Annotated in this window: 18 protein-coding genes; 5 read left to right on the top strand and 13 right to left on the bottom strand. The window is 45.7% G+C overall.

The window, feature by feature from the left end; all coding sequences use genetic code 11:
• Positions 1–252 precede the first annotated feature (252 nt).
• The gene (locus NLX74_RS05360; protein ID WP_254328139.1) at positions 253–1,749 is read left to right on the top strand and encodes an alpha-amylase; all 1,497 of its coding nucleotides are present in this window, start codon (positions 253–255) and stop codon (positions 1,747–1,749) included.
• Positions 1,750–1,813: 64 nt separating this feature from the next.
• Here the strand turns inward: NLX74_RS05360 and gpmA are convergent, their stop codons facing one another.
• From gpmA to NLX74_RS05335, 5 genes are all read right to left on the bottom strand, one after another.
• Entirely contained in the window at positions 1,814–2,563 is a 750-nt protein-coding gene (gene gpmA, locus NLX74_RS05355; RefSeq protein ID WP_013312531.1) for a 2,3-diphosphoglycerate-dependent phosphoglycerate mutase, read from the bottom strand.
• A 134-nt stretch (positions 2,564–2,697) separates the two neighbouring features.
• On the bottom strand, positions 2,698–3,438 hold the full coding sequence (locus tag NLX74_RS05350) for a Bax inhibitor-1/YccA family protein (RefSeq protein ID WP_023990900.1): 741 nt from the start codon (positions 3,436–3,438) through the stop codon (positions 2,698–2,700).
• A 148-nt stretch (positions 3,439–3,586) separates the two neighbouring features.
• Positions 3,587–3,874 (bottom strand): hypothetical protein, encoded by a 288-nt coding sequence (locus NLX74_RS05345; RefSeq protein ID WP_061829478.1) that lies wholly within the window; start codon positions 3,872–3,874, stop codon positions 3,587–3,589.
• Positions 3,875–4,116: 242 nt separating this feature from the next.
• Positions 4,117–6,411, bottom strand: coding sequence for a glycoside hydrolase family 2 protein (locus tag NLX74_RS05340; protein WP_254328138.1), 2,295 nt, complete (start codon positions 6,409–6,411; stop codon positions 4,117–4,119).
• 199 nt (positions 6,412–6,610) lie between these two features.
• Positions 6,611–7,675 carry a LacI family DNA-binding transcriptional regulator gene (locus NLX74_RS05335; RefSeq protein ID WP_254328137.1) on the bottom strand — a complete coding sequence of 355 codons (1,065 nt, stop codon included), beginning with the start codon at positions 7,673–7,675 and terminating at the stop codon, positions 6,611–6,613.
• A 179-nt stretch (positions 7,676–7,854) separates the two neighbouring features.
• Between NLX74_RS05335 and pepT the strand changes: the two genes are divergently transcribed.
• Together pepT and NLX74_RS05325 are read left to right on the top strand one after the other, a co-directional pair.
• On the top strand, positions 7,855–9,090 hold the full coding sequence (gene pepT, locus NLX74_RS05330; protein ID WP_235306657.1) for a peptidase T: 1,236 nt from the start codon (positions 7,855–7,857) through the stop codon (positions 9,088–9,090).
• A 200-nt stretch (positions 9,091–9,290) separates the two neighbouring features.
• Positions 9,291–10,127: a methyl-accepting chemotaxis protein gene (locus NLX74_RS05325; protein ID WP_235306658.1), complete on the top strand. Its 837-nt coding sequence runs from the start codon at positions 9,291–9,293 to the stop codon at positions 10,125–10,127.
• Positions 10,128–10,313: 186 nt separating this feature from the next.
• On the opposite strand, the gene NLX74_RS05320 is transcribed toward NLX74_RS05325, so the two are convergent.
• The gene (locus NLX74_RS05320) at positions 10,314–10,856 is read right to left on the bottom strand and encodes a hypothetical protein (RefSeq protein WP_235306659.1); all 543 of its coding nucleotides are present in this window, start codon (positions 10,854–10,856) and stop codon (positions 10,314–10,316) included.
• A gap of 375 nt (positions 10,857–11,231) precedes the next feature.
• Between NLX74_RS05320 and hxlA the strand changes: the two genes are divergently transcribed.
• On the top strand, positions 11,232–11,867 hold the full coding sequence (gene hxlA / locus NLX74_RS05315; protein WP_013312540.1) for a 3-hexulose-6-phosphate synthase: 636 nt from the start codon (positions 11,232–11,234) through the stop codon (positions 11,865–11,867).
• 5 nt (positions 11,868–11,872) lie between these two features.
• Positions 11,873–12,430: a 6-phospho-3-hexuloisomerase gene (hxlB, locus tag NLX74_RS05310; protein ID WP_069290647.1), complete on the top strand. Its 558-nt coding sequence runs from the start codon at positions 11,873–11,875 to the stop codon at positions 12,428–12,430.
• A 142-nt stretch (positions 12,431–12,572) separates the two neighbouring features.
• Here hxlB and NLX74_RS05305 read toward each other — a convergent pair whose 3' ends face one another.
• From NLX74_RS05305 to NLX74_RS05275, 7 genes are all read right to left on the bottom strand, one after another.
• The gene (locus NLX74_RS05305) at positions 12,573–14,705 is read right to left on the bottom strand and encodes an endo-1,4-beta-xylanase (RefSeq protein WP_235306660.1); all 2,133 of its coding nucleotides are present in this window, start codon (positions 14,703–14,705) and stop codon (positions 12,573–12,575) included.
• Between the two features lie 62 nt (positions 14,706–14,767).
• On the bottom strand, positions 14,768–15,691 hold the full coding sequence (locus tag NLX74_RS05300) for a carbohydrate ABC transporter permease (RefSeq protein WP_254328136.1): 924 nt from the start codon (positions 15,689–15,691) through the stop codon (positions 14,768–14,770).
• A gap of 464 nt (positions 15,692–16,155) precedes the next feature.
• A complete protein-coding gene (locus NLX74_RS05295) occupies positions 16,156–17,136 on the bottom strand; it encodes an ABC transporter permease (RefSeq protein WP_254328135.1) in 981 nt (326 codons plus the stop codon).
• A gap of 14 nt (positions 17,137–17,150) precedes the next feature.
• The gene (locus tag NLX74_RS05290; RefSeq protein ID WP_254328134.1) at positions 17,151–18,818 is read right to left on the bottom strand and encodes an ABC transporter substrate-binding protein; all 1,668 of its coding nucleotides are present in this window, start codon (positions 18,816–18,818) and stop codon (positions 17,151–17,153) included.
• Positions 18,819–19,048: 230 nt separating this feature from the next.
• Positions 19,049–19,714: an ABC transporter ATP-binding protein gene (locus tag NLX74_RS05285; RefSeq protein ID WP_254328133.1), complete on the bottom strand. Its 666-nt coding sequence runs from the start codon at positions 19,712–19,714 to the stop codon at positions 19,049–19,051.
• Positions 19,715–19,723: 9 nt separating this feature from the next.
• Positions 19,724–21,013, bottom strand: a complete 1,290-nt coding sequence (locus tag NLX74_RS05280; RefSeq protein WP_028540829.1) for an ABC transporter permease — start codon at positions 21,011–21,013, stop codon at positions 19,724–19,726.
• Positions 20,994–22,052, bottom strand: a complete 1,059-nt coding sequence (locus tag NLX74_RS05275) for an ABC transporter permease (RefSeq protein WP_254328132.1) — start codon at positions 22,050–22,052, stop codon at positions 20,994–20,996. The genes NLX74_RS05280 and NLX74_RS05275 overlap by 20 nt, the downstream gene beginning before the upstream one ends.
• Positions 22,053–22,121 lie beyond the last annotated feature (69 nt).

Genomic DNA, 22,121 nt, shown 5'->3' with positions numbered 1-22,121 from the left:
CTTTCCTCTGTTGCTCGCGCTTCACAGTTTGCCCAAAACCCGAACTATTGTTAAGTTAGATTCATTTTACCGTTTTCACGTTCTCTTTTCTAGCTACCCGAGTCGTTGTGAACACTCAGGTATAACAAATTTTAATGATTCAGCATACGTTATACAGCGATCCTTGTTCTTCATTCAGCATCATATTGACCGTCTGACGTTTAGCCCCCCTCACTTGGTGGGTAACTTGTTATATATGAAGGAGGGACGCACATGAAAAGGAACCATACGATGATGCAATTTTTCGAGTGGAATGTCGAAGCTGACGGTTCTCACTGGAAAAAGCTTACCCGCCTGGCGCCGGAACTGAAGGCCAAAGGAATTGACGCGATATGGATTCCACCTGTCACCAAAGGCCAATCGCCCGAGGATACGGGATACGGCGTCTATGACCTTTATGATCTGGGCGAATTTGACCAAAAAGGTGCGGTGCGCACCAAATACGGAACCAAGGAAGACCTGCTGGAGGCTGTTGCCGCCTGTGTTCGCCACGGCGTGTCCGTCTATGTCGATCTGGTCATGAATCATAAGGCCGGCGCGGATGAAACTGAAGTATTCAAGGTCGTCGAGGTTAACCCTGATAACCGCAATGAAGTCATTTCCGAGCCCTTTGATATCGAAGGCTGGACTAAATTTACGTTCCCCGGCCGTCAAGGTCAGTATTCCACATTTCAATGGAACTTTGAACATTTTAACGGAACCGATTACGATGCAAGCCAGGACCGGACAGGAATCTATCGTATTTTAGGTAAAAATAAAAGCTGGAGCGAAAATGTAGATGATGAATTCGGCAATTATGATTATTTAATGTTCGCCAATATTGACTATAATCATCAGGATGTGCGCAAAGAGATGATCCGTTGGGGAAAATGGCTGGTAGATACTCTGCAATGCAACGGATTCCGTCTGGATGCAATCAAGCATATTAATCATGAATTTGTACGAGAGTTTGCTACAGAAATGATTAAAAAACGCGGGCAGGATTTTTATATGGTAGGCGAGTTTTGGAAACCGGATCTGGAATCGTGTCAAAAGTTCCTGGATACCATTGATTATAAAATCGACCTGTTTGACGTATCCCTCCACTACAAACTACATAGCGCTTCCTTGGGTGGCAAGGATTTCGATTTAAGCACCATTTTCGAGGATACGCTTGTTCATACCCATCCCCTGAACTCGGTAACTTTTGTCGATAATCATGATTCCCAGCCGCATGAAGCGCTCGAATCCTGGGTGGAGGACTGGTTTAAGCCTAGCGCCTATGCACTCATCTTGTTGCGCAAGGATGGTTATCCCTGTGTGTTCTACGGCGATTACTACGGTATCCAGGGACAAACGCCCGTGAAAGGCAAGCAGGCTGAGCTAGACCCGCTTCTATATGCCCGGTACCATAAAGCTTATGGTGAGCAAAAAGATTATTTCGATGATCCCCATACGATTGGATGGGTTCGTCAAGGCGTGCCTGAGCTGGAAGGCTCCGGATGTGCTGTGGTGATCACCAACGCAAATGACGGAGAAAAGCGCATGTTCGTAGGCAAACAACGTGCAGGGGAAGAATGGATGGATTTGACCGGACATCACGATCATACCGTAAAAATTGAGCAGGATGGCTACGGCATATTTCCCGTTCGTGCCGGCAGTGTATCGGTGTGGGCACTTCCCGCAGAGGAAGACAGCCAGGAAACAGAAGAAGAGGAAGCGAACGCTTAATCTATACCCAACACAAAGAGGACAGGATGCGAGGAAGCGCCCTGTCCTCTTTGTGTATGGAAAGTTACTCCGTTACCTTGCTTTGGTTGGCCACGGCCTGCTTCTTAGCCTCTACATGACTCGGATCACCGAGATAAAAACGCCGGATGGGATCTATATGCTCATCCAGCTCGTACACCAGTGGAATGCCTGTCGGAATATTCAAATCCAGCAATGCGGTTTCGTCCAGATTCTCCATATACTTGATTAAGGCCCGCAAAGTATTACCATGTGCAGAAATGATAACTCGATCCTTTTTGAGAATCAAAGGTACAATCCGCTGCTTCCAAAACTCACCGACCCGATGCACGGTGTCCTCCAGGCTTTCCCCAAGCGGCAGCTCTTCCGGCTTAATATTACGATAACGCTCTTCCCGATGCGGACTCCGTTCGTCCTTCTCATCCAGCATGGGGGGTCGCACCGTCAGACTACGCCGCCAGATATGAACCTGCTCCTCGCCGTATTGCACGGCGGAATCCAGCTTGCTAAGCCCCTGAAGAGCACCGTAATGGCGTTCATTCAGCTTCCACGACTTCTGCACAGGTATCCACAGATGATCCAGCTCATCCAAGATGTGATACAGCGTGCGGATAGAACGTTTTAGCACAGAGGCAAATGCCAAATCAAACGTATAACCAGCCTCCTTGAGAATACGTCCCGCCTCAATGGCCTCATGAGTCCCTTGTTCAGTCAGGTCCACGTCCGTCCAGCCCGTAAACAGGTTTTGTCGGTTATACACGCTCTGTCCATGCCTAACCAGCACCACTTGATACATGCACTCACTCCTCTCCTGTCTGTCTTTATGTTTTACCCAACTTCTATGTATTTAACGTAAAATGCATTTTTTAAACCGTCTCTTTAATACAAAAAAGGACGGCATTCAGCCATCCTTTTCTTCTCACCCTACACTTAGTCCCTCTTACTGAACTTGGCCAACAGATCCAAAATCCGTACATACAGCCATACTAGAGTCACCAGTAATGCAAAAGCACCATACCACTCCATATATTTGGGTGCGCCTTGATCTGCTTGCTCTTCAATAAAATTGAAATCAACCAGCAGATTCAAAGCCGCAATGATCACGATAAATAAGCTAATGCCAATACCCAGCCAACCTGTTTCATGGATATAGGGAACATTCATACCGAAAAAGTTCAAAATAAAATCAACCAGCGTCACCAGAAAAATCGCCATCGTACACAGGACCACGAATGAGATAAAGCCGCGTGTCACCTTGATGATTCGCTGTGTGTACATAAAGAGCATCAAGAACAAGATACCCACGGTCAGCAAAATGGCATTGGCTACAATTCCAGGGTACTCATACTCCATAAAAGCTGAAACGCCACCCAAAGCAAAACCACTCAGAATCGCATATACAGGAGAGAGTAATGGAGCCGTTTTTGGGAAAAAGGATATCGCAAGTGCTACGCCTGCCATACCAATAAAGCCTGCCGTCAGCAAGGATAGCACCTCTACGGTTCCTTCGTAGGTCATGTACCAGGTAATACTTCCAGAGACGATGAGCAGAACCAGCAGAAGCAACGTTTTGTTCACCGTTCCTCCGATGGTCATGCGTTGTTCACTTGCTTCTCTTTCATCTTCGCGCAAAAAGATGTCATCACGTAAAACCGGATTGCTAAAGCTCATACAGGGTACTCCTTTTCGATGTTGTTGTTTGCTATGCTATATGTATATATCGGCACAATATGAAAAAAGTTTCAGAAAATTTCAAACAAAAAAAACTCTAACCTTGCCATACGGCAAAGCTAGAGTTAGAGGATCAGGTCGTTACAGGTTAAAAATCAGCTGTCGCAATCTGGATCGTACCCGTAGCTGCTCCAGCTGCGGTAGTCTGCAGAGCAGCTACCAGCAGTAAAGCAACCTCTAACGTGAGGCTGTTAGTTGGGGGGATAACATAAGTGATCACAGGTGCATTGACACGAGTTACGACAAGATCGATCGGTGCCGGACCGTTATTATTAACGGTAATTGTAGCATTCGCGCCACCGTTCAAGTTTTCAAAGTATGATTTACCAATATTAGCTGCGAGAGAATAGAATTGCTGAGGTAATAGAATCGCCATAGGATTCACCTCCCTTGCGCTTGATAGTGTATTCTATGCTTCCAATCTACGAACGTAACGTTAAGTGACTCAGTAATAAGACACAATTTGAAAGACTTATAGATTAACGTACCCTAACCTATGCAAAAAAGGAGTTGCCCTCTCAGATCCCCTTCAGAATCTGCGGACAACTCCTTACTAAATAATAGAAGTATCAGACAGTATAAAAGCAGTTAGCAGGATTGTATGTTGCCTTTGCTTCCTTATTGCACGTCAATGCTCAATTCCTGCGAACCGAAACGAGAAGGCGCGGAAACACTCACTCGGATATTGCCCACCTCACCCTTTGTACGAATCCAGAATGCAATGCGTCCACCAATTAGGGATAAGCTTGAAGGACCGATCAATTGACCCACTCCCTCGACCTCCACCGAAACAGGATCTGTATAGAACGGCAGGGCATTGCCGTATTCGTCTAGAGCATCCACTACTACTCGGGTTACGTCCCAATCGCCAGCTTCCAGTACCATATCATCTGCAGCTACCCGTAACTCTGTCGGCACCGGATTACGTGAATAGTATTTGCGGATCACTTCTTGCCCGTCTACGTACCCAATGAATACAGCGTCTTCCCACTTCATGCCCCAGTGGCCTGTCAGCTCGTCGATCACGACAGGGGGGTGAGGAAGCGCCGGGTACTTCTCTCGGTTTGGACGATAAATACCTTTGCGCTCATGACCGTAGATGAACTCCACCTCATCGCAATTGGTGAACACAACCAGCGGCACGATGCCCCCGATATTTCGCTCGCCACGAGACCAGTAAGTGACTGGCTCCATAACGATTTCCTGTTCGACGTTCTTCTGGCTCCGGTACACGCTCGCTGCAAATTTAGGCAGGCGGAACATATCCATGACACCATGGTAGCAGATTTTATCACCGGAACCAAAATCAGCATGCGTGTTATAGTCAAAAGCACACCAGCCAATCGCTCCGGCAATGCCCTCATCGGCATAGGAAGCATTTTGGACCCGCGTATGGCGCAGTGCATGCTCCATTACCCGTTCCTCCTGGTCAAAACGTTTCGTCGGGTACATATGCCCGTTATATTCTGTTACCAGATAAGGGACCGGATGATCCAGCTTTGTAACGAGAGACGGCTGGCGCAAGCCTGTCGTTTCGCCATCTACGCCTTCTGTATCGTCATACGTATCAAAATTGCGGATTTCCTTCGCCAAATATTTTTTATGCCCACCATCATGAACAAAATCATTTATCGTGTATACATCTTCCAGCAGCTCACTGCCTACAATATAACGCACACCACCCGTAGCACGGGTCGGATCTAGCTTTCGTGCCAGCTCATTGGTACGCGTGTACAGATCATGGTCATCCTGCGACTCATTAATTCGTACGCCCCAGATTACAATGGAGGGATGATTACGATCACGGATAATCATGTCCTCTACGTCCCTCACCGCCTGCTCCTTCCACGCTTCACCGCCAATATGCTGCCAACCCGGAATCTCTTCGAAAACGAGCAATCCGATTTCATCACAGCGGTCTAAAAAATGACGGGACTGAGGGTAGTGGGATGTCCGTACCATATTCAGCCCCAGCTCCTCCTTGAGCACATCTGCATCACGACGCTGCGCTCTTTTGGGCATAGCATAGCCAACGTACGGATAGGACTGGTGACGGTTCAGGCCGAGCAGCTTGATCTTCCGCCCGTTCAAGTAAAAACCGTCCGGCTGAAATTCAGCCTCGCGGAACCCAAAGCGCACGGTCACCTGATCCAGTTCTTCTCCGCCTCGTAGCAGCGTCAGCTTCGCTTCATACAGCTTAGGATCATCTATATCCCAAAGCCGCAGGCCGCCCAGCTCTTTCAGCTCCAGCGTGACTTCCGCCGCCGTCATCGCTGCCAGCTCGGTCTCCGCCTTCACGCTCGCTCCGTCCAGCAATTGCAGCGCGACCGTCAAGTCGTCCTGCTGATCGCCAATGCCCTCCAGCTCCACGACCACGCGCACCGCCTTATTTGCCGCAAGCGGCTCCGGTGTCTGAATGAATATCGTTCCAAGGTGTACAGGCTCCACTATTCGCAGCTGCACTTCGCGGTAAATACCGCCGTAGGTCAGATAGTCAATGACTGCCCCAAAGGGGGGGATGTCGTCCCGTTCCGTGGAATCGACAATGACTGTGAGCACATTGGAGCCGCCATACTCGGCAAGTTCGGTCAATTCAACGCTGAACGGTGTATATCCACCTTTATGCTCCCCCGCTTTTACCCCGTTTAGATATACCTGGGCATAGGTCATGACTCCTTCAAAATCAACATACACTCGCTTACCTTTGGCATCTGCCGGAATGTTCAGCTCTCTTTTATACGTAGAAATAAACTGAAATGCCTTGTCGTCAAAATTATTATACGGAAGCTCTACATTGGTGTGCGGCAGCTGAATTGGCTCATACCGACTTGCATCAATGCCTACGCTTACTTCGCTCTCGACATATTCAGGAAGGTAAAACCATTGATCATTCAACGGCAAAATGGTACGCATGGGCAGTCACCTCAACCTTTTATTTTCCACTCTTATACCATAGTAAAATATTTAAGTAAAAATGACGAGTAAAACTTAGTAAAATAAATATATGTTCAATGTAAGCATTTCCAAGACAATTGTCAATCCATTTTTGTATCTTTTTATAATCAAAAAACAGCCCCGGAAGGCGGGGCTGTCCAAATCCATAGCGTCGATTTTATTTGGCATCGGTATACAGCGGCGCACTGCTGTTGCGAATCATTAGCTCGGTCGGAATGATGACCTTGCGCCCCACCTCGTTTGCACCGTTGCGTACTGTATGCAGCAAGAGCTGAACGCCCGTTTCTCCCATCAGTTCGGTATGCGTTTTGACTGTTGACAGAGATGGGGTCAAATATTCCGCTGTCGGAATATCATTGAAGCCAACAATGGAGATACGTTCCGGCACCGCAAGGTGATGCTGCTCCAGCGCCTTCAACACCCCAATAGCCACCGAATCGCTCGCGACAAAGAAGGCTGTAGGCAGGTTTTCTGGTCCTGCCAGAATAGCCGCTTCCATCGCACGGAAGCCGTCTGCCGCTGTTCCTCCGCACACATGAATATCATCCGACGTGCATAGCCTATGCTGTTCCTGATACCGCAAAAACGTTTCATAGCGGGCATCTAGCTCGACTTGTTCGGAATCATGGGACTGCTCATCCTTACCCATACCTACATATCCGATGTGACGATGGCCCGCGCCCATCAAATAATCCAGTGCATCAGCCGCAGCGTGAGCAAGGTCAATGACCACATAGTCTGCCCCTGTACGCTCTACCGGATGATCCAGAAAGACGCAAGGAATGGGCAGTTCCAGCATACGTTCTACCTCTTCGCTGCTAAAATGCCCTAGCACGATTAGTCCATGCAGCCCTTCGGATGACGTCTTCAGCGCAGTTAGGTCCTCTCTTCTGAAAATACGCTCCAGCTGCGCCCCGCTTTGGCGGCACTCTTTTTCCACGCCAAACCGAATAGATAGATAATAAGGGTCTTCCAGTTCCTCGTACGCACTAAACCAGTGCACCATACCCAACCGGATGGGTCCCTCTGCCTTCTTGCGGGGCTGACGACCAATACCGCCATTTTTACGTTTAACCGTCGTATATTTCATGCGCTCGGCAACCTCAAAAATTTTACGCCGCGTTTCCTCTGATACAGACAGTGTTTCATCATAATTCAGCACTCGGGAGACCGTGGATATCGAAACCTCTGCCTCCTGGGCGATATCTTTTAACGTAGGCATTGCAGACTCCTTTAATCGTTTTACTCTATTTTTACTTTTATTTTACTATTATCTTACTCGTCTCCCCTGTGCAACACAACCATTCATTCCTAAAAGGGTCAACCATTTTTTTCATATTATAAGCCTAATCATGATAAAATACGTACCATAATAGAAATGACACTAAGGAGGATACACACATGAAACAGGAACTGATTGACCGCCTGACTACATATGTTCAGGTAGATACCCAATCTGATGAAAGCAGCCACACTTGCCCCACTACACCCGGACAGCTCACATTGGGCAACCTCTTGGTGGGCGAATTGAAAGCCATTGGTATGACAGACGTAACTATTGATGATAATGGTTATGTGATGGCGACCCTTCCTTCCAATACGGATAAAGAGGTTCCCGTCATCGGTTTTCTCGCTCACCTCGATACGGCTACCGAACTGACTGGCGCAGGGGTAAAGCCGCAATTGACGGAAAACTATGATGGGGGCGATATCACGCTGAATGCTTCGCTTGGTGTGGTTCTTTCTCCACGTGAGTTCCCCGAACTGACTCAATATAAAGGCCACACCCTGATCACAACAGATGGTACCACCCTGCTCGGTGCAGACAACAAAGCCGGGATCGCAGAAATCATGACAGCTATCCACTACCTGATTGACCATCCAGAAATTCAACATGGCAAAATTCGCGTTGCCTTTACACCGGACGAAGAGATTGGAAGAGGGCCGGAACGCTTTGATGTAGCCGCTTTTGGCGCTGAATATGCCTATACGGTAGACGGCGGACCGCTCGGAGAACTGGAGTATGAGAGCTTTAACGCCGCAGCCGCCCATATTACCATTCACGGTGTGAACGTGCATCCCGGTACGGCTAAAAACAAAATGATCCACGCTGCCAAAATCGCTATGGAACTGCACAGTCGGTTACCTGCAAACGAAGCCCCAGAATATACAGACGGATATGATGGCTTCTATCATCTCTTGGAGTCTACAGGTACGGCAGAACAAGCTAAACTGTACTATATTATCCGTGATTTTGACCGCAAGAGCTTTGAAAACCGGAAAGCTTATTTAACAAATGTAGTCAAAGAGCTGCAGGCCGCATATGGAGAAAACCGTATTGCGCTGGAATTGAGAGATCAGTATTACAACATGAAAGAGAAAATAGAGCCAGTCAAGCATATCGTTGATGTCGCATATGAAGCAATGACAAAGCTGAATATCGAACCCATTATTAAGCCGATTCGTGGCGGTACAGACGGTTCACAGCTATCCTACATGGGACTGCCTACCCCGAATATTTTTACAGGTGGGGAGAACTACCACGGTAAGTTTGAATACGTGTCGGTGGACAACATGGTACTTGCTACCAAGGTTATTGTGGAAATCGTACAACTGTTCGAGCAACGCGGTAAGTGAACTACCTATACACAGCACTGACACGTTAAGGTTAAATAGAAGGCATATCGTTCCGTAATGGAAACGGTATGCCTTTTTTTCTGAAGCTTTCATTTCCCTTTAAATTTTCAATATCTTTATAACTTTTATCCGTCTTTAGACCGACAACTATATACGAGACTATAAAAAATATATCTAGTAAAGAAAGGTAGGTTATCTATTTGAATACAATAGATGCATTAATTGCAGCCATTCCCTACATACAACAGATTATGCGTGAGAAAGTGACCCTTGCTCTCTTCGACCGCACTCATGTCCTTATGTATACCCAATCGGAGGGTATGGACCTCGGCTTTGAAACGGGCTCGGAGCTGCTCGAAGACTATAAAGATTTTGCCATGCTTAAAAATGGACGTGAGCCCAGCCTGACCCACATCCCTGCTGAAATTCTAGGGTTTCCTCTTGATATGATCAGTATTCCTGTATTTGATGAGAAAGGTGAAGTCATCGCAGCATTTGCGGCCTCTTATAATTTGACTAACAAAAATCAACTGGACCAAATCGTTTCCGAGAACCTCTCCATCACTGAGCAGCTCATTGATATGGTACAGCATGTGGCGGCTCATTCCGAGGAGCTTCAGGCAACCAGTGAACAGATTTTGAAAAACACCCAAATCGCCGTACAAAACTCGGGTAAAATCAATCAGGTAGCTGTGTTCATCAAGGAAATTTCTGATCAAACCAACCTGCTTGGATTGAATGCAGCGATTGAGGCCGCGCGTGTCGGAGAAGCAGGAGCAGGCTTTGGTATCGTCGCTCAAGAGGTGCGCAAGCTATCCGTAGAATCCAAAAAGGCGACGGTCGATATTGAAGGAGCCCTTAAGGATGTACAGAACTCCATTCGTCAAATGGAGCAGGAAATTGAGCAAATTGTTTCTTCTTCTCAAGAGCAGGCGACTCTGGTAGGCTCCTTCACTGAAGTGATGGAGCGTATGCAAAAGGCGAGTGAAACGATGCAACATCTGGCCAGTCACCTGACTTCGTATGTCGTAAAATAAATCCTGGCATAAAAAGGGGGAGTACACTGATCGCAAAATGCGTAAAAGTGTGCTCCTTTTATGTACAAAAGCCCTATCAGGCTTGAAGGTCTAATTCTGACTCAAGCAGTATAAGAAAAAATACCATGATTTGAAGGAATCACAGGGTCTAACCCTCCCCAAATATTTCCCACCAGAAGAGCAATACTAAGAAACGCCAAGACCATAGTTACCGAGATTAATGCCTTTTTCATTATGAAGCCCCCTTAATAAAATGGTTTGGTATTGCTCTCGCTGTGATGGTGTTGCCAAATCTCGATAAGTCTCAAACAGAGCAACCAGTGTCCTGAAATCGGCATCCGCTTCTACACTGGCAGAGAATTGCAGAGAATCAAGGACATAATTTAAGGCAACGGAGTACTGCTTCTTCTTGAGATGGTAAATGGCCAATTGGTTGACCAATTTTAAATAATATACGCGGTTTGCTCTATCTTCATAACCTTCAAATATCTTAATATCATCGGCAAAATCGTTCAGCAGGTCGTCTATATTCCAATTATTCAGGTTAGCTGCTTCGGTAATACCAACCAATCCTGGAAGTAGCTCCTCGTCATTGTCGTGAAGAAATTGAACGTACTCAGGCAAAAGTTCCCTTCTCCCCGAAAGTAATTCAATCGTAAATAAATTAGCCTTGGCGAGGAAACGGAATCTCTCTACTTCTTCGTGACCGCTCTGATCCAGCGGAGTCATGCTCGTAGCCTCCATTTTTTGCATACCATTATATTACATATATAGTCAAAACCTAACATGAAGTCAATTCAATCATAACTACCTTCTTTTTTTGCAACCTTACATTGCTGTGTACGGTTATCGGTTATGAATAGTCGACTCCCCTTATAGAAATAATGCTAAAAGAAAACAAAATGTAGGCTCTCTCACGGATGGTTTTTATGATGCTATAGTATCGTGGGGGTAACTACGTTACGAATTAGTGCGTACTTTTCAACCGGGTAGCTGGGCCTTACAATCAAACCTGTGCATGAAACTAAAGTATAGATTGATACTCAACAGAGCATGTACCTGTTCATCAAAATATAAATTCACTTAAGGAGTGAAGTTAATAACATGGAACTTCAATTGGCTTTAGACTTAGTAGATATCCCGCAAGGGATTGCATTGGTAAAAGAAGTAGAGTCGTATATTGATATCGTAGAAATCGGTACGCCGATTGTCATCAATGAAGGGCTTCATGCAGTAAAAGCAATGAAAGAAGCATTCCCGAATCTGAAAGTGCTGGCTGACCTGAAGGTTATGGATGCAGGGGGCTATGAAGTGCTAAAAGCTTCCGAGGCTGGTGCAGATATCGTTACGATTTTGGCTGTAGCTGAAGATGCAACAATCAAAGGCGCAGTAGAAGAAGCGAAAAAACAAGGTGGCAAAAAAATCCTGGTGGATATGATCGGTGTTAAAAACCTGGAGCAACGTGCGAAAGAAATTGACGCTCTTGGCGTTGACTACATCTGTGTGCATACAGGCTACGATCTGCAAGCTGAAGGGCAAAGCCCATTCGAAGCACTGCAAACCGTCAAAAAAGTCGTGAAAAACTCCAAAACTGCTGTGGCTGGCGGTATTAAGCTGAGCACATTGGCTGAAGTCGTGAAGGCTCAGCCGGATCTGGTTATCGTCGGCGGTGGTATCACTGGCGAGGACGACAAAAAGGCTGTAGCTTCCCAAATGCAACAGCTCATCAAACAAGGTTAACCCCAATGGAAACCTCTCAATATTTATCTGAGGTACTCAAGGAGCTACAATTGGTTCCACAATTGATCAGTGATACGGAATCGGAACAGCTGATCCATTCCATCGCCGTTGCCAATAAGGTATTCGTAGCAGGTGCGGGCCGCTCAGGGTTCATGATTCGCTCGCTGGCAATGCGGCTGATGCATATGGGAATTCAAGCTTACGTAGTCGGGGAAACCGTAACTCCCGGTTTGGGCGAGGGCGACCTGCTCATTATCGGTTCAGGCTCTGGTGAAACCAAAAGCCTGATCTCCATGGCAGAAAAAGCAAAGAAACTCGGAGCCTCTCTGGCGCTACTAACCACTTCTCCCGGTTCCACCATTGGCAAACTGGCCGATATCATCGTCAAGCTGCCTGGTGCGGCCAAGGACCCGTCCAACAAGGACTACCAGACGATCCAGCCCATGGGCTCATTGTTTGAGCAAACCCTGCTGTTGTACGGTGACGCATTGGTACTCAGAACGATGGATCTGCGCAAGCTGACCTCCAAATCTATGTTTGGTCAACACGCCAATTTGGAATAAAACTGTAATTCCTTTACGATAGCAAAGCAGGCTGTTCTTTACATGTCACATGTGAAGAACAGCCTGCTTTTATGCTTGTATAAGGCGATGTTCGATACAGCATAGAATAAGGCAAAACGAGCCCGGCATGTATTCAAACCATTTATTCGTTGTTCCCTGCTGGCAACGACGGGACTTTGGACGGATCAGCAAGTGCCCAATAGGCATATTTGGCCTTTAACCGTTCGTCGAATAGTAGCGGCTTATCCAACCGGGCTATCGGAAACGTGCTGAGCCACGTATTTCCATCATCCGTACCCCAAATCGTCACATTGCTGATATGTTCCTGCTGTCTTGAAAACATATCGAACAGCGCCCGATAGCGGTGAGCCTGCCGGATGAGCATAGATTCTGGAATTGTTTCATAGCGATCTGTGTCATTGGAATAAAGCCCCATATCCAGCTCGGTAATTTGATTATCCAGACCAAGCGAAGCAAACTTCTCTATGGACTGCTCAATCTCGCTAATAGCGGGAAACTCCAGGCGGATATGCGATTGGTGGCCTACCCCGTCAATCGGTACACCTTTAGCGAGCAGATCACGTACCAAATTGTACAGAAAATCCCGTTTCTTCGGCTCATGCGTGTTGTAATCGTTAATGAATAGCCGTGCGTTCGGGCCCGTCACTTCCCTCGTGACACGGAATGCTTTTTCAATATAATCCGTACCGGTAATCTGATACCACTTGCTGCGGCGCATGCCGTCCGGCTGATCAGGATCAATGACCTCATTCACCACATCCCAATCGGTGATGACATTTTTATACCGGGCTGCAACAGCGCGAATATGCGTCTCCAGCCGATCCAGCAAAAGCTTTTTATTCTCAGCAGTCGGCGTCATCGGCTCTCCATTCTTATCCTTGAACATCCAATCCCCAGTTTGGTTATGCCACACCAAAGTATGGAAGCGAATTGCCAGTCCATGCTGTCTAGCAAACTGCACAATTTGGTCTGCTTCCTCCCAATGGAACTGTCCCTCGGACGGTTGTAAGGAGATCGGCTTCATCGCATTCCCTGCAACGACGCTGTTAAAATGCTTCTGTACCAACTCTCCGTAAGCCCCTTCGGTCTGGAAAGCTTCAATCGCTGTGCCAATGCTAAACTGTCCCCCATATAATCCATGCAAAGAAGGAATGTCCTTTTCAATAGCAAGCGGTGGTACAAGTGACAGCTCGAAATCATCCATATAAAAGGAAGGCGTTCCTTCTGCCGTTTCCAAATACATGGAAACGGTGTCTGCATCATACGCAAGCGTATACGTACCAGACAAATGCATCCATCCCTCTGTCGTAGTTGCCGTGTCGCCTACAACAGTTTCATACGCACTATCCCCTTGATGATCACGCTGTACGCTGAGCCTCACCTTGGCAGGCTGCTCACCCGGCGCCAGCTTTACCCAGGCACTGACCGTATATCGGCTGCCCTTTTGCATCGTAGCAGTCACATCCAGCTTGGGTCCGGCATATGTCTTTTGTCTGCCTGTTGTCAGCAGACTGTATGAGCCGCTTCGTGCATCGGCGTCCGAAACCTGTACGGTCTCGACTCCCATACGGGACACCCATCCTTGAGCCGTACCATCTTCAAACCCGGATACGATACCATTGGCCGGCTCCGTTGGCGTCTTCGATACCTGTGTTATTTCTATCTCATCCACATAGTAGGCCTGCGCGGGATTCGAGCTTTCCACATACAGCTTCAATGCATCCATCCCCCCGGTAAAAGTATATTTCCCCTGAAGTTTGATCCACGATGTATCCGCCGTCTCCGTCTGCGCTACCGTCTTCCATGTCGTAGTCCCGCCTGTGGGCTGCTGCTCCACTGTAAGTTTAACCATGCTCGGAACCGCAGAATGACCATCCAGCTTCACATAGCCACTAATTTCATACTCCACATCCGGCTGCAACAGCGACTTCACATCCAGCTCCGCCCCGTTCCAAGCCGCTGTACGAGCGGTTGCCTTCAGACTGTGCGTGCCGCCATATGCTGCTTCCGTGACGGATGCAATTTGGGTATAAGTTCCTCGCGGCTTCCAGCCGTCGCTGTTTCCTTGCTCAAATCCATACGTTCCAATGGTCTTATGAATACTACCCGCCGATAGCACCACATCCGAAACGGGCGGGGAATGTTCTATAGACGGAGCTGCCTTCACTACAGACGCTCCCCACCAACCGATAGGCGATAACAACAGCGCTCCGACCAGTACCAGACAAAAAGGCTTAACCCAACATGACCGCAAAGCAATCCCTCCCGTACTCCAATTTTTTGGAATTGGTATTTGGCACCATTGGTTTTCATTTACTATCCTTTGACACCGCCCAAGGTCATACCCTTCACAAAGTATTTTTGCAAAAAGGGATACACTAAAATAATAGGCACTGAAGCGACAATCGTCATTGTGGCCCGAATCGAGGTAGGCGTGACCGACTTCGCCAGATTTTCCGAACCAGCGAATTGGCTCGCATAGTCCTGACCGTTAACAGACGTGTTAGAATTTTGCAGTATTTTCATCAGCTCATATTGAAGAGTGCTCCATTGCTCATATGATGAATTGTACAAAAACACATCGAACCAGGAATTCCATTGTGCCACCGCTGTAAACAGCGACACCGTCGCCAGTACGGGAACACACAGCGGTAAAACGATGCGCATAAAAGTGGCAAACTCCCCAGCCCCGTCAATACGCGCCGACTCCAAAATCCCTTCCGGCAATCCCTCAATAAAGGAGCGAATGACAATCACATTAAACACCCCAATCAATCCCGGCACGACATATACCCAGAAAGTCCCCAGCATCCCAAGCTCACGAATCAGGAGAAAGTTCGGAATCAATCCACCGCTAAAATACATCGTTAAAATAAAAGCAATCGAAACAAATTTGCGCAGCACATATTCCGGCCGGCTGATCGTGTACGCCACCATCGCGCAGCAAAACACCGAGGTCACTGTGCCCACAACTGTACGTAATACAGAAATCAGCGTAGCATGGAAAATCGTCGCTTCCTTGAACACAAATTCATAATTACTCCACGTAAATTCACGCGGCCACATATAGATCCCGCCCCGAATCGAATCATTCGCTTCATTTAACGAAACCGCCAGCGTATTTAAAAACGGATACAGCGTGAACACCATCAGGCAGAGCATAAACACGATATTGCACGCATCAAAAATTCGATCCGAGGGCGCCCGAAATCGCCCGTGTACGGCCTTCCCTTTGCCCATAACTTCCGCTCCTTTCTAGAAAAGTAATCTTGCCCTGCACATTAGGTCTTGATGAGGTCAGCGAAGCGGCCTGCTAAAAATCCACTGATCTTCTCCTGTAGTATGAAGAGCACACACCCGCTGCTATCTCCTTCGAATAGCACATTCCTAAAAAACAGCCTCTAATGGCGATGGCGATAGCGAAGCTGAGCCAACCATCATGGCGCATTTATCCAAGGAAGCGCGAGTCAAGCGCCCTTCCTTAAGCTCTCCCCTTGCCACTACCCTCAGTTCTCAAAAAAAGTGACTTTACAGCGGGTAGCAGCGGAGCGGGCGGAATTGTTCTGAAGAAGCGGAGCGTTCGCCTTTATCCCCGGATTTTAACCTATGATCTTTATTCCAATAAGAAAATACGGGGATAACAGCGATCGGAAGAACAATCCGCACGCGAAGCGGCCGTACCCCCACCATAACTCACTCTTTCTTCAGAACAGCCTCTCCTCCCCTAACCGCTTCGCAATATGATTGGCGCTAAACAGTAAGATGAAGCTGACCACCGTTTTGAACATCCCAGCAGCAATGGAAAGCGAGAAATTACCCATCTGGATACCATATTTCAGCACGAAAATATCCAGATTCTCCGAGTAATCCACGTTCATGCCGTTGCCCAGTAAGTATTGCGGCTCAAAGCCGGATTCCAGTAAATTTCCAATGTTCATAATGAGCAGGATGATAAATACAGGCTTCAATCCCGGTAATGTCACATGCCAAATCCGCTGAAAACGCCCTGCTCCGTCCATCTCGGCTGCCTCATACTGCGAGGGATCAATCATCGTCATCGCGGCCAAATAAATGATGGTGTTCCAGCCGACATTTTTCCATACCTCCGATGCACCGAGAATGCCCCAAAAATAGCTCCCCTCGCCCAGCCACAGAATAGGCTCCTTAATCAACCCCAGCCACATCAGCACCTCATTGATGATGCCGCCATCCGCAGACAGCGCCGTACTGATGATGCTAGCCGCGACCACCCACGAAATAAAATGTGGCAGATAGCTGACCGTCTGCACGACCCGCTTGAACATGATCTGACGAAGCTCATTCAGCAAAATCGCTAATGTTATAGCGGTGGCAAAGCCCAGCACCAGATTAATAAAGCTCATCGCCAGCGTATTGCGCATGACCCGCAGAAAGTGTTCATCCTGAAATAGAAAATGGAAATGTTTTAATCCGACCCATTGCTGATCGAGCAACTTGCGGGCAGGCTTAAAATCCTGAAAGGCAATCGTCCAACCCCAGATGGGCAAATACTTGAAGATGAACAGCCAGATTAAAAAAGGGACGGACATCCATACCAGTGCCCGTTGCTGATTCAGCTTGTGCATAAATCCCCTAAAGCCGGTTCGCCGCGAGGGCGGCAAATGATCCGAGGAGATCGTGACAGGTGGTGGTGACGAGTGGCCCATAGCTGCTTCCTCCTTTATTTTTTACCGGGATTTTCGATTTTTTTGGCAACCTCCTTCGTGATCAGCTCCTCATACGCCTTTACATCCAGCTTGTTGAATTCAGTGGTGTATTCATTCCAAATCGCATCAAACTGCTCCGGTGCAGACAGCACCAAACGCGGGAAATATTTGCGCTGTAGGTCCCCCTTCTTTTGCTGGAAGAGCTGCGCAGTTGAGCCTTGAGCAATCGGAATACTCCAGGCCGGATACCATGGTCGCTCGTCAGGTGCGGAAAACATTTGCGAGAAGGACTCTACACCATAGACTTTTAGTAGCTTTTTATCTCCCTCGGTGTAGGACATACGCGCAACCTCAGGCTGCCGTCCGGGGCCAACCGAGTTGCCGTCAGGCAGGGTAGAACCGCTACCGTATCGCGGCCAACTGTATTCAAAATATTTGAACCCGAATGATTCGCGGAACGCGTCCTGACCAGTCTGCTTAATTTGCTCCTCAGTCCGGTAAAAGCGTCCTTTTTTATCTACATCATAGGTTTCTCCCTTGATTCCCCAGTTGGATAATATCTGGTTTTCGTCCGTCAGCAGGTTGTCAAAAAATTTGATGATACGCACCGGGTCCTTGGCACTGACCGTAATTCCTATGCCTCGGTTATTAACAAATGACGAAGGATCAATGTACTGATCCTTTATATTCTGGTCGTATACAACAGGCAGCCCTATATACTCCATATCATCATTGCCCGATTGCTTGGAAGCCTCTTGCAGATTATTCAGAGCCTGCCCCGCCTGCCAGCGGTAGTCGAAAAAGCCCAGCACCTTACCCGAGGTCAGCTTCGCCAAATATTGATCGTAATTGTCCACAAAGGACGATTTATCAAATAGGCCCTCTACATTGAGCTGATTTAGCTCTTTCAGATACCGCTTTGTGATTTCCATATCTCCATAATCCGTGGCCCGGTGTGTTTTCATATCAATAATCGTGCCGCCATCATTCGGATAGCCTGCCAGATGCATCGGCGCGTTCGTAAGAGCATAAAACCTATCCTGTGTGGTTAACGCCAGGTACCCAGTCAAGCCCTCATCTGCATGCTTTTTCGCATAGTTACGAATCAGAGCTAAATACTCGTCAAGTGTTTTGATTTTTGGATATCCCGCTTCTTTTAATACCCTGCGTTGCACCCAGAAGGCTCCTTGCTCTAAGTTAGGCGCAGGTAAATAATCGCCTACCACCGCACTTAACGGCAGAAAGTAAATGTTCCCATCCTCCGCCTTCATCAAGTTGTAGTACGGTCCATATACACGCTTAATATTTGGTCCATATTTGTCGATCAAATCATTCAGGGGAATAAAAGCCCCGGCATCCAGCAGCTTATCGATCGTGCCATCCGGTACTATCACATCCGGGTAATCGTTACTGGCAATAAATGTACCGATCTTCGTATTGGAATCACCCACCAAATGCTCCAGCTTCCAGTTTACCCCCGTCTGATCCTCCAGGATTTTGCCGATCCGCGTTTCATTGGTATTAATGTCCCTCCCCGCAGTGGCATTAAAATACGTGAATGTGACCTTCTCCTTGCTATCTCCTGACGCCGGCTCCTTGCCCGAGCTTCCTGAGCAAGCAGCGATCATAGACGCCATCATAACCATTACCAGACTGATGATTCCGAACCTTTTGCTTGTCATGCCAGACCCTCCCCTTTCGCCCTCTTTTGTCGATTGTGTGTGAATATCGTGCGCACGTACCTCAAGCACTGAGAATCCCGCACACCCTAAATTGTAAGCACTTTCATTTTATAAAATGCTGTTCATTTCGTTCACCTGTCAATCTAAAGGTGTTACTTAGAAAACTATAGGTAAAGGTCCTTCAAAGCAAATGGACGCCAATCCAGCATCGGCGTCCATGAAAAAACAAATTAGTAATAACGTATTTTCCCTTCTTTGATATAAATCGTTTCATCACATGCATCGGCGACTTGCTGGTCATGCGTTACGACTACAATAGTTTTCCCCCGTATATTTAAATCCTTGAAAATACTCAAAATATTCTGTTCAGAGTGTTCGTCAAGGGAACCTGTCGGTTCGTCAGCCAGTATAATTTCTGGTTCTTGAACAAGAGCTCTTGCTATCGCCACCCGCTGCATTTCACCACCAGACAACATATCAACAGAATGAAAACCTAATTTTCCCAACTCTAATGCTTCTAAAACATCTTCCACCATATGACTTATCTTTGCTTTAGGGTATTTACTATATTTTAGGGGTAAAGCCACATTATCGAACACATTTTTGGTATCAATCAGAGCATAATTTTGTAAAATAAATCCTATTTTTTCTCTTCTGAAATCTGCTAATTGATTTAGAGTTTTAGTTGTCAGATCTTCTTGCTCATACATGTAAGTTCCACTGTCCGGTTTGTCTAATCCAGCAATTATATTTAGCAAAGTGGATTTCCCTGAACCGCTCCTACCCATAATTGCTGTCATAGAGCCCCTTTTAATACTCAAATCTACACCCTTTAATACTTCCAAAACCCTCTCTCCCACCTTAAAAGCTTTGTGAAGATTATTTATTGTAATCATTAAAACCAATCACTCCATTCGTTTTAAAAACATACTAACCTGCAACTTCCTGATCTTGTAGTAAAGTAGAAGTGTAGACAACGCAAATATAATTAGCATGCTCAGCAATATCGTAATGAAGTAACTCCCCATTTTAAAGTTAATAAAATAAGTATACAGAAATAGACTAATTAAACCTGGCACTATCACCAAAAATGCTATCTCTGCAATAAAATAGAAAAGTATATTCATTATCGTTGCTCCAGAGATCAAGTGAATAGATAAGTTTTTCATATTTTTCTCTAATTTAGTTACCATTAAAATCGAAATGCTAAGAATACACACTACAAATATAGTTATAGCTATAACACTGAGTACCATGATGTTCTCGTGTAGCGCTGAAAAAATAAAATTTAATGGTGGGCTGTTTGCTCCAAGAACTTGGGTATCATAAAAACCAGTCTTTTTTTGGGCTTCTTCTACCTTGCTCCTTACAAAGTACTCGGTTTCTGAACTCCAAATGTCCCCATTAATCAATTGGAGATAGTGTTTCTGTTGAAAGTTAAAGTCTTCCTTAGTATCTGGGACACTTGTAAACTGTTGTGCGGGCATAATAATATACCGATCAAGATATATTTCCGGGTTATTAGCATTAAAAACAAGTGAATCCTTTTTAACAAACCCTTTTACATAAAACTCAAAATCTTTAAACAAATATTTTCCTTTTAAAATATCTCCTGCTTTATATAGTTGCTTATATTCTGCTCCTAGGAGTACAGGAATGCTTGTATGACCCACATGATTAAAATCATGTGCGGTCAAGTTCTCCCCCTCATCTGTTTCAATGGAAAACTGATCTAGTCCTTGTTTATTAATTTGTAAAGCTTTTATAGAAACATAAGGGCCTTTGTTATTGATAGTAAAGACATTCGGTTCAAATCCTTGTTCATAATCCTGTGAAAATTTCGCCTTGTCCGCTCCTTCAAAATGAATGAGGTCAACAGGCTGCGTAAAAATGTAGATATACTTCTCACCTATATGTTTCTCTACATAATTATAAAAATTTTTAATTTTGGTTAAGAACATCGGTTGATTCATAAGTTTTTTTAATTCATCACTATTCGTTAGAGTGTCTGATAACTGGAAACTGTCTTGTGCCCCTAAGGCTGCTGTTTTACTTGATTTCGTAACTAAATGATTAAAATTCAAAAATAAAACAGTAACTAAAAAAAACAAAATAGTAATTTGAAGGAGAATAAATATCGTTGTACTTTTGTTCTTTTGTACGCTTTCTAAAACTTCACTGTATACCATTCTCATTTAAACTTAAGTCCTTTCCTGATCTACCTATCTTTTTGACAGTAACGGATATGGAAAGATAAGAAGATAAGAGAATTAATACGTAGCCTATAAGCAAATATTGTACGTACAGTTCAATATTTTCTGTTGAAGCCCGAGCGATCAAAAATAAGAAAAGGCTTATTGTACATATAAGCAAATAAGACAGGGAGACGGCTACATAATATCGTTTGGAGAATTTCGCTATCACTTTCTCTGACTTAATTCCCATAATCCATAACCAATTTATTTCAGTTTTCTTTTTATCGTACCAATTCATAGTAAATATAACACTGGAGCAAACTAACAACAGAAATACGGTAATTATGATCGTATTACGATATATATCTATGCCCACATATCTCTGTGCTCCAGCATCACCGCGGTCAAATACATTCACCTTAACGCTTAAGTTTTCAAAAATTAAATAGCCATTTTTGAGAACAGAGGACACTGCGGGAGAATTTAGTACATAGATATTATTTAGGTGAGTTTGTTGACCAAGGGCATCCAAGTTTAGTAGCACCGTTGTATCCAGAGTTGATGGATAGGCCGCCCCCATAGAACCTATGACTTCAAATTTTTCTCCTTGGAACAGATAATACCGTCTGCCGTCAAGAGAAGTAAGTGCTGATTCAGCAATACGTTGTCCAATTACAGCATACTTATGATCACTATAAAAATCGTCCTCATTAAAAAATCTCCCTGCAACCATTGGTGGCTTATATGTATCCTCTTTATAATAAAGAGCTCGCACATTCATTTCCCCAGTTTCAAGCTCCTTGAATATGGTAAATGGGTACGTTGTTCGGAGCTTACGCCAGTCCCATTCGTGAGCAGTATTTTGATCTACCATAAAGAATAAACTATTTTCTTGGTAAAGACCTCTGGACAAGGAGTCTAATTCTTTTTGTTGTACCATGTAATAACTCACAGAGATCATAATCATGCTCAATAAAAAATACAGTACGAATATTGGTATTAGTCCATTTCTAGAAATTTCCTTCAGCTTACTTTTCATTTCAAATACCTCTCGTAATAAAAGGTGAAATTGTTAAAGAAACTAACAATCTCACCTTCTTTAGTTTTT

Source organism: Paenibacillus sp. MZ03-122A, assembly GCF_024213325.1.
Lineage (GTDB): Bacteria > Bacillota > Bacilli > Paenibacillales > Paenibacillaceae > Paenibacillus > Paenibacillus polymyxa_B.
Note: the sequence above shows the minus strand (reverse complement) of the source record. Positions and strands in the feature narration are given on the sequence as shown.

Bases quoted from the DNA above. Each gene is read 5' to 3' on its own strand.
- hxlA (WP_013312540.1), top strand. From the start codon at position 11,232: ATGGAACTTCAATTGGCTTTAGACTTAGTAGATATCCCGCAAGGGATT.
- NLX74_RS05360 (WP_254328139.1), top strand. From the start codon at position 253: ATGAAAAGGAACCATACGATGATGCAATTTTTCGAGTGGAATGTCGAA.
- NLX74_RS05275 (WP_254328132.1), bottom strand. From the start codon at position 22,052: ATGAAAAGTAAGCTGAAGGAAATTTCTAGAAATGGACTAATACCAATA.
- NLX74_RS05300 (WP_254328136.1), bottom strand. From the start codon at position 15,691: ATGGGCAAAGGGAAGGCCGTACACGGGCGATTTCGGGCGCCCTCGGAT.
- hxlB (WP_069290647.1), top strand. From the start codon at position 11,873: ATGGAAACCTCTCAATATTTATCTGAGGTACTCAAGGAGCTACAATTG.
- pepT (WP_235306657.1), top strand. From the start codon at position 7,855: ATGAAACAGGAACTGATTGACCGCCTGACTACATATGTTCAGGTAGAT.
- NLX74_RS05290 (WP_254328134.1), bottom strand. From the start codon at position 18,818: ATGACAAGCAAAAGGTTCGGAATCATCAGTCTGGTAATGGTTATGATG.
- NLX74_RS05345 (WP_061829478.1), bottom strand. From the start codon at position 3,874: ATGGCGATTCTATTACCTCAGCAATTCTATTCTCTCGCAGCTAATATT.
- NLX74_RS05295 (WP_254328135.1), bottom strand. From the start codon at position 17,136: ATGGGCCACTCGTCACCACCACCTGTCACGATCTCCTCGGATCATTTG.
- NLX74_RS05335 (WP_254328137.1), bottom strand. From the start codon at position 7,675: ATGCCTACGTTAAAAGATATCGCCCAGGAGGCAGAGGTTTCGATATCC.
- NLX74_RS05340 (WP_254328138.1), bottom strand. From the start codon at position 6,411: ATGCGTACCATTTTGCCGTTGAATGATCAATGGTTTTACCTTCCTGAA.
- NLX74_RS05320 (WP_235306659.1), bottom strand. From the start codon at position 10,856: ATGACTCCGCTGGATCAGAGCGGTCACGAAGAAGTAGAGAGATTCCGT.
- NLX74_RS05350 (WP_023990900.1), bottom strand. From the start codon at position 3,438: ATGAGCTTTAGCAATCCGGTTTTACGTGATGACATCTTTTTGCGCGAA.
- NLX74_RS05285 (WP_254328133.1), bottom strand. From the start codon at position 19,714: ATGATTACAATAAATAATCTTCACAAAGCTTTTAAGGTGGGAGAGAGG.
- gpmA (WP_013312531.1), bottom strand. From the start codon at position 2,563: ATGTATCAAGTGGTGCTGGTTAGGCATGGACAGAGCGTGTATAACCGA.
- NLX74_RS05280 (WP_028540829.1), bottom strand. From the start codon at position 21,013: ATGAGAATGGTATACAGTGAAGTTTTAGAAAGCGTACAAAAGAACAAA.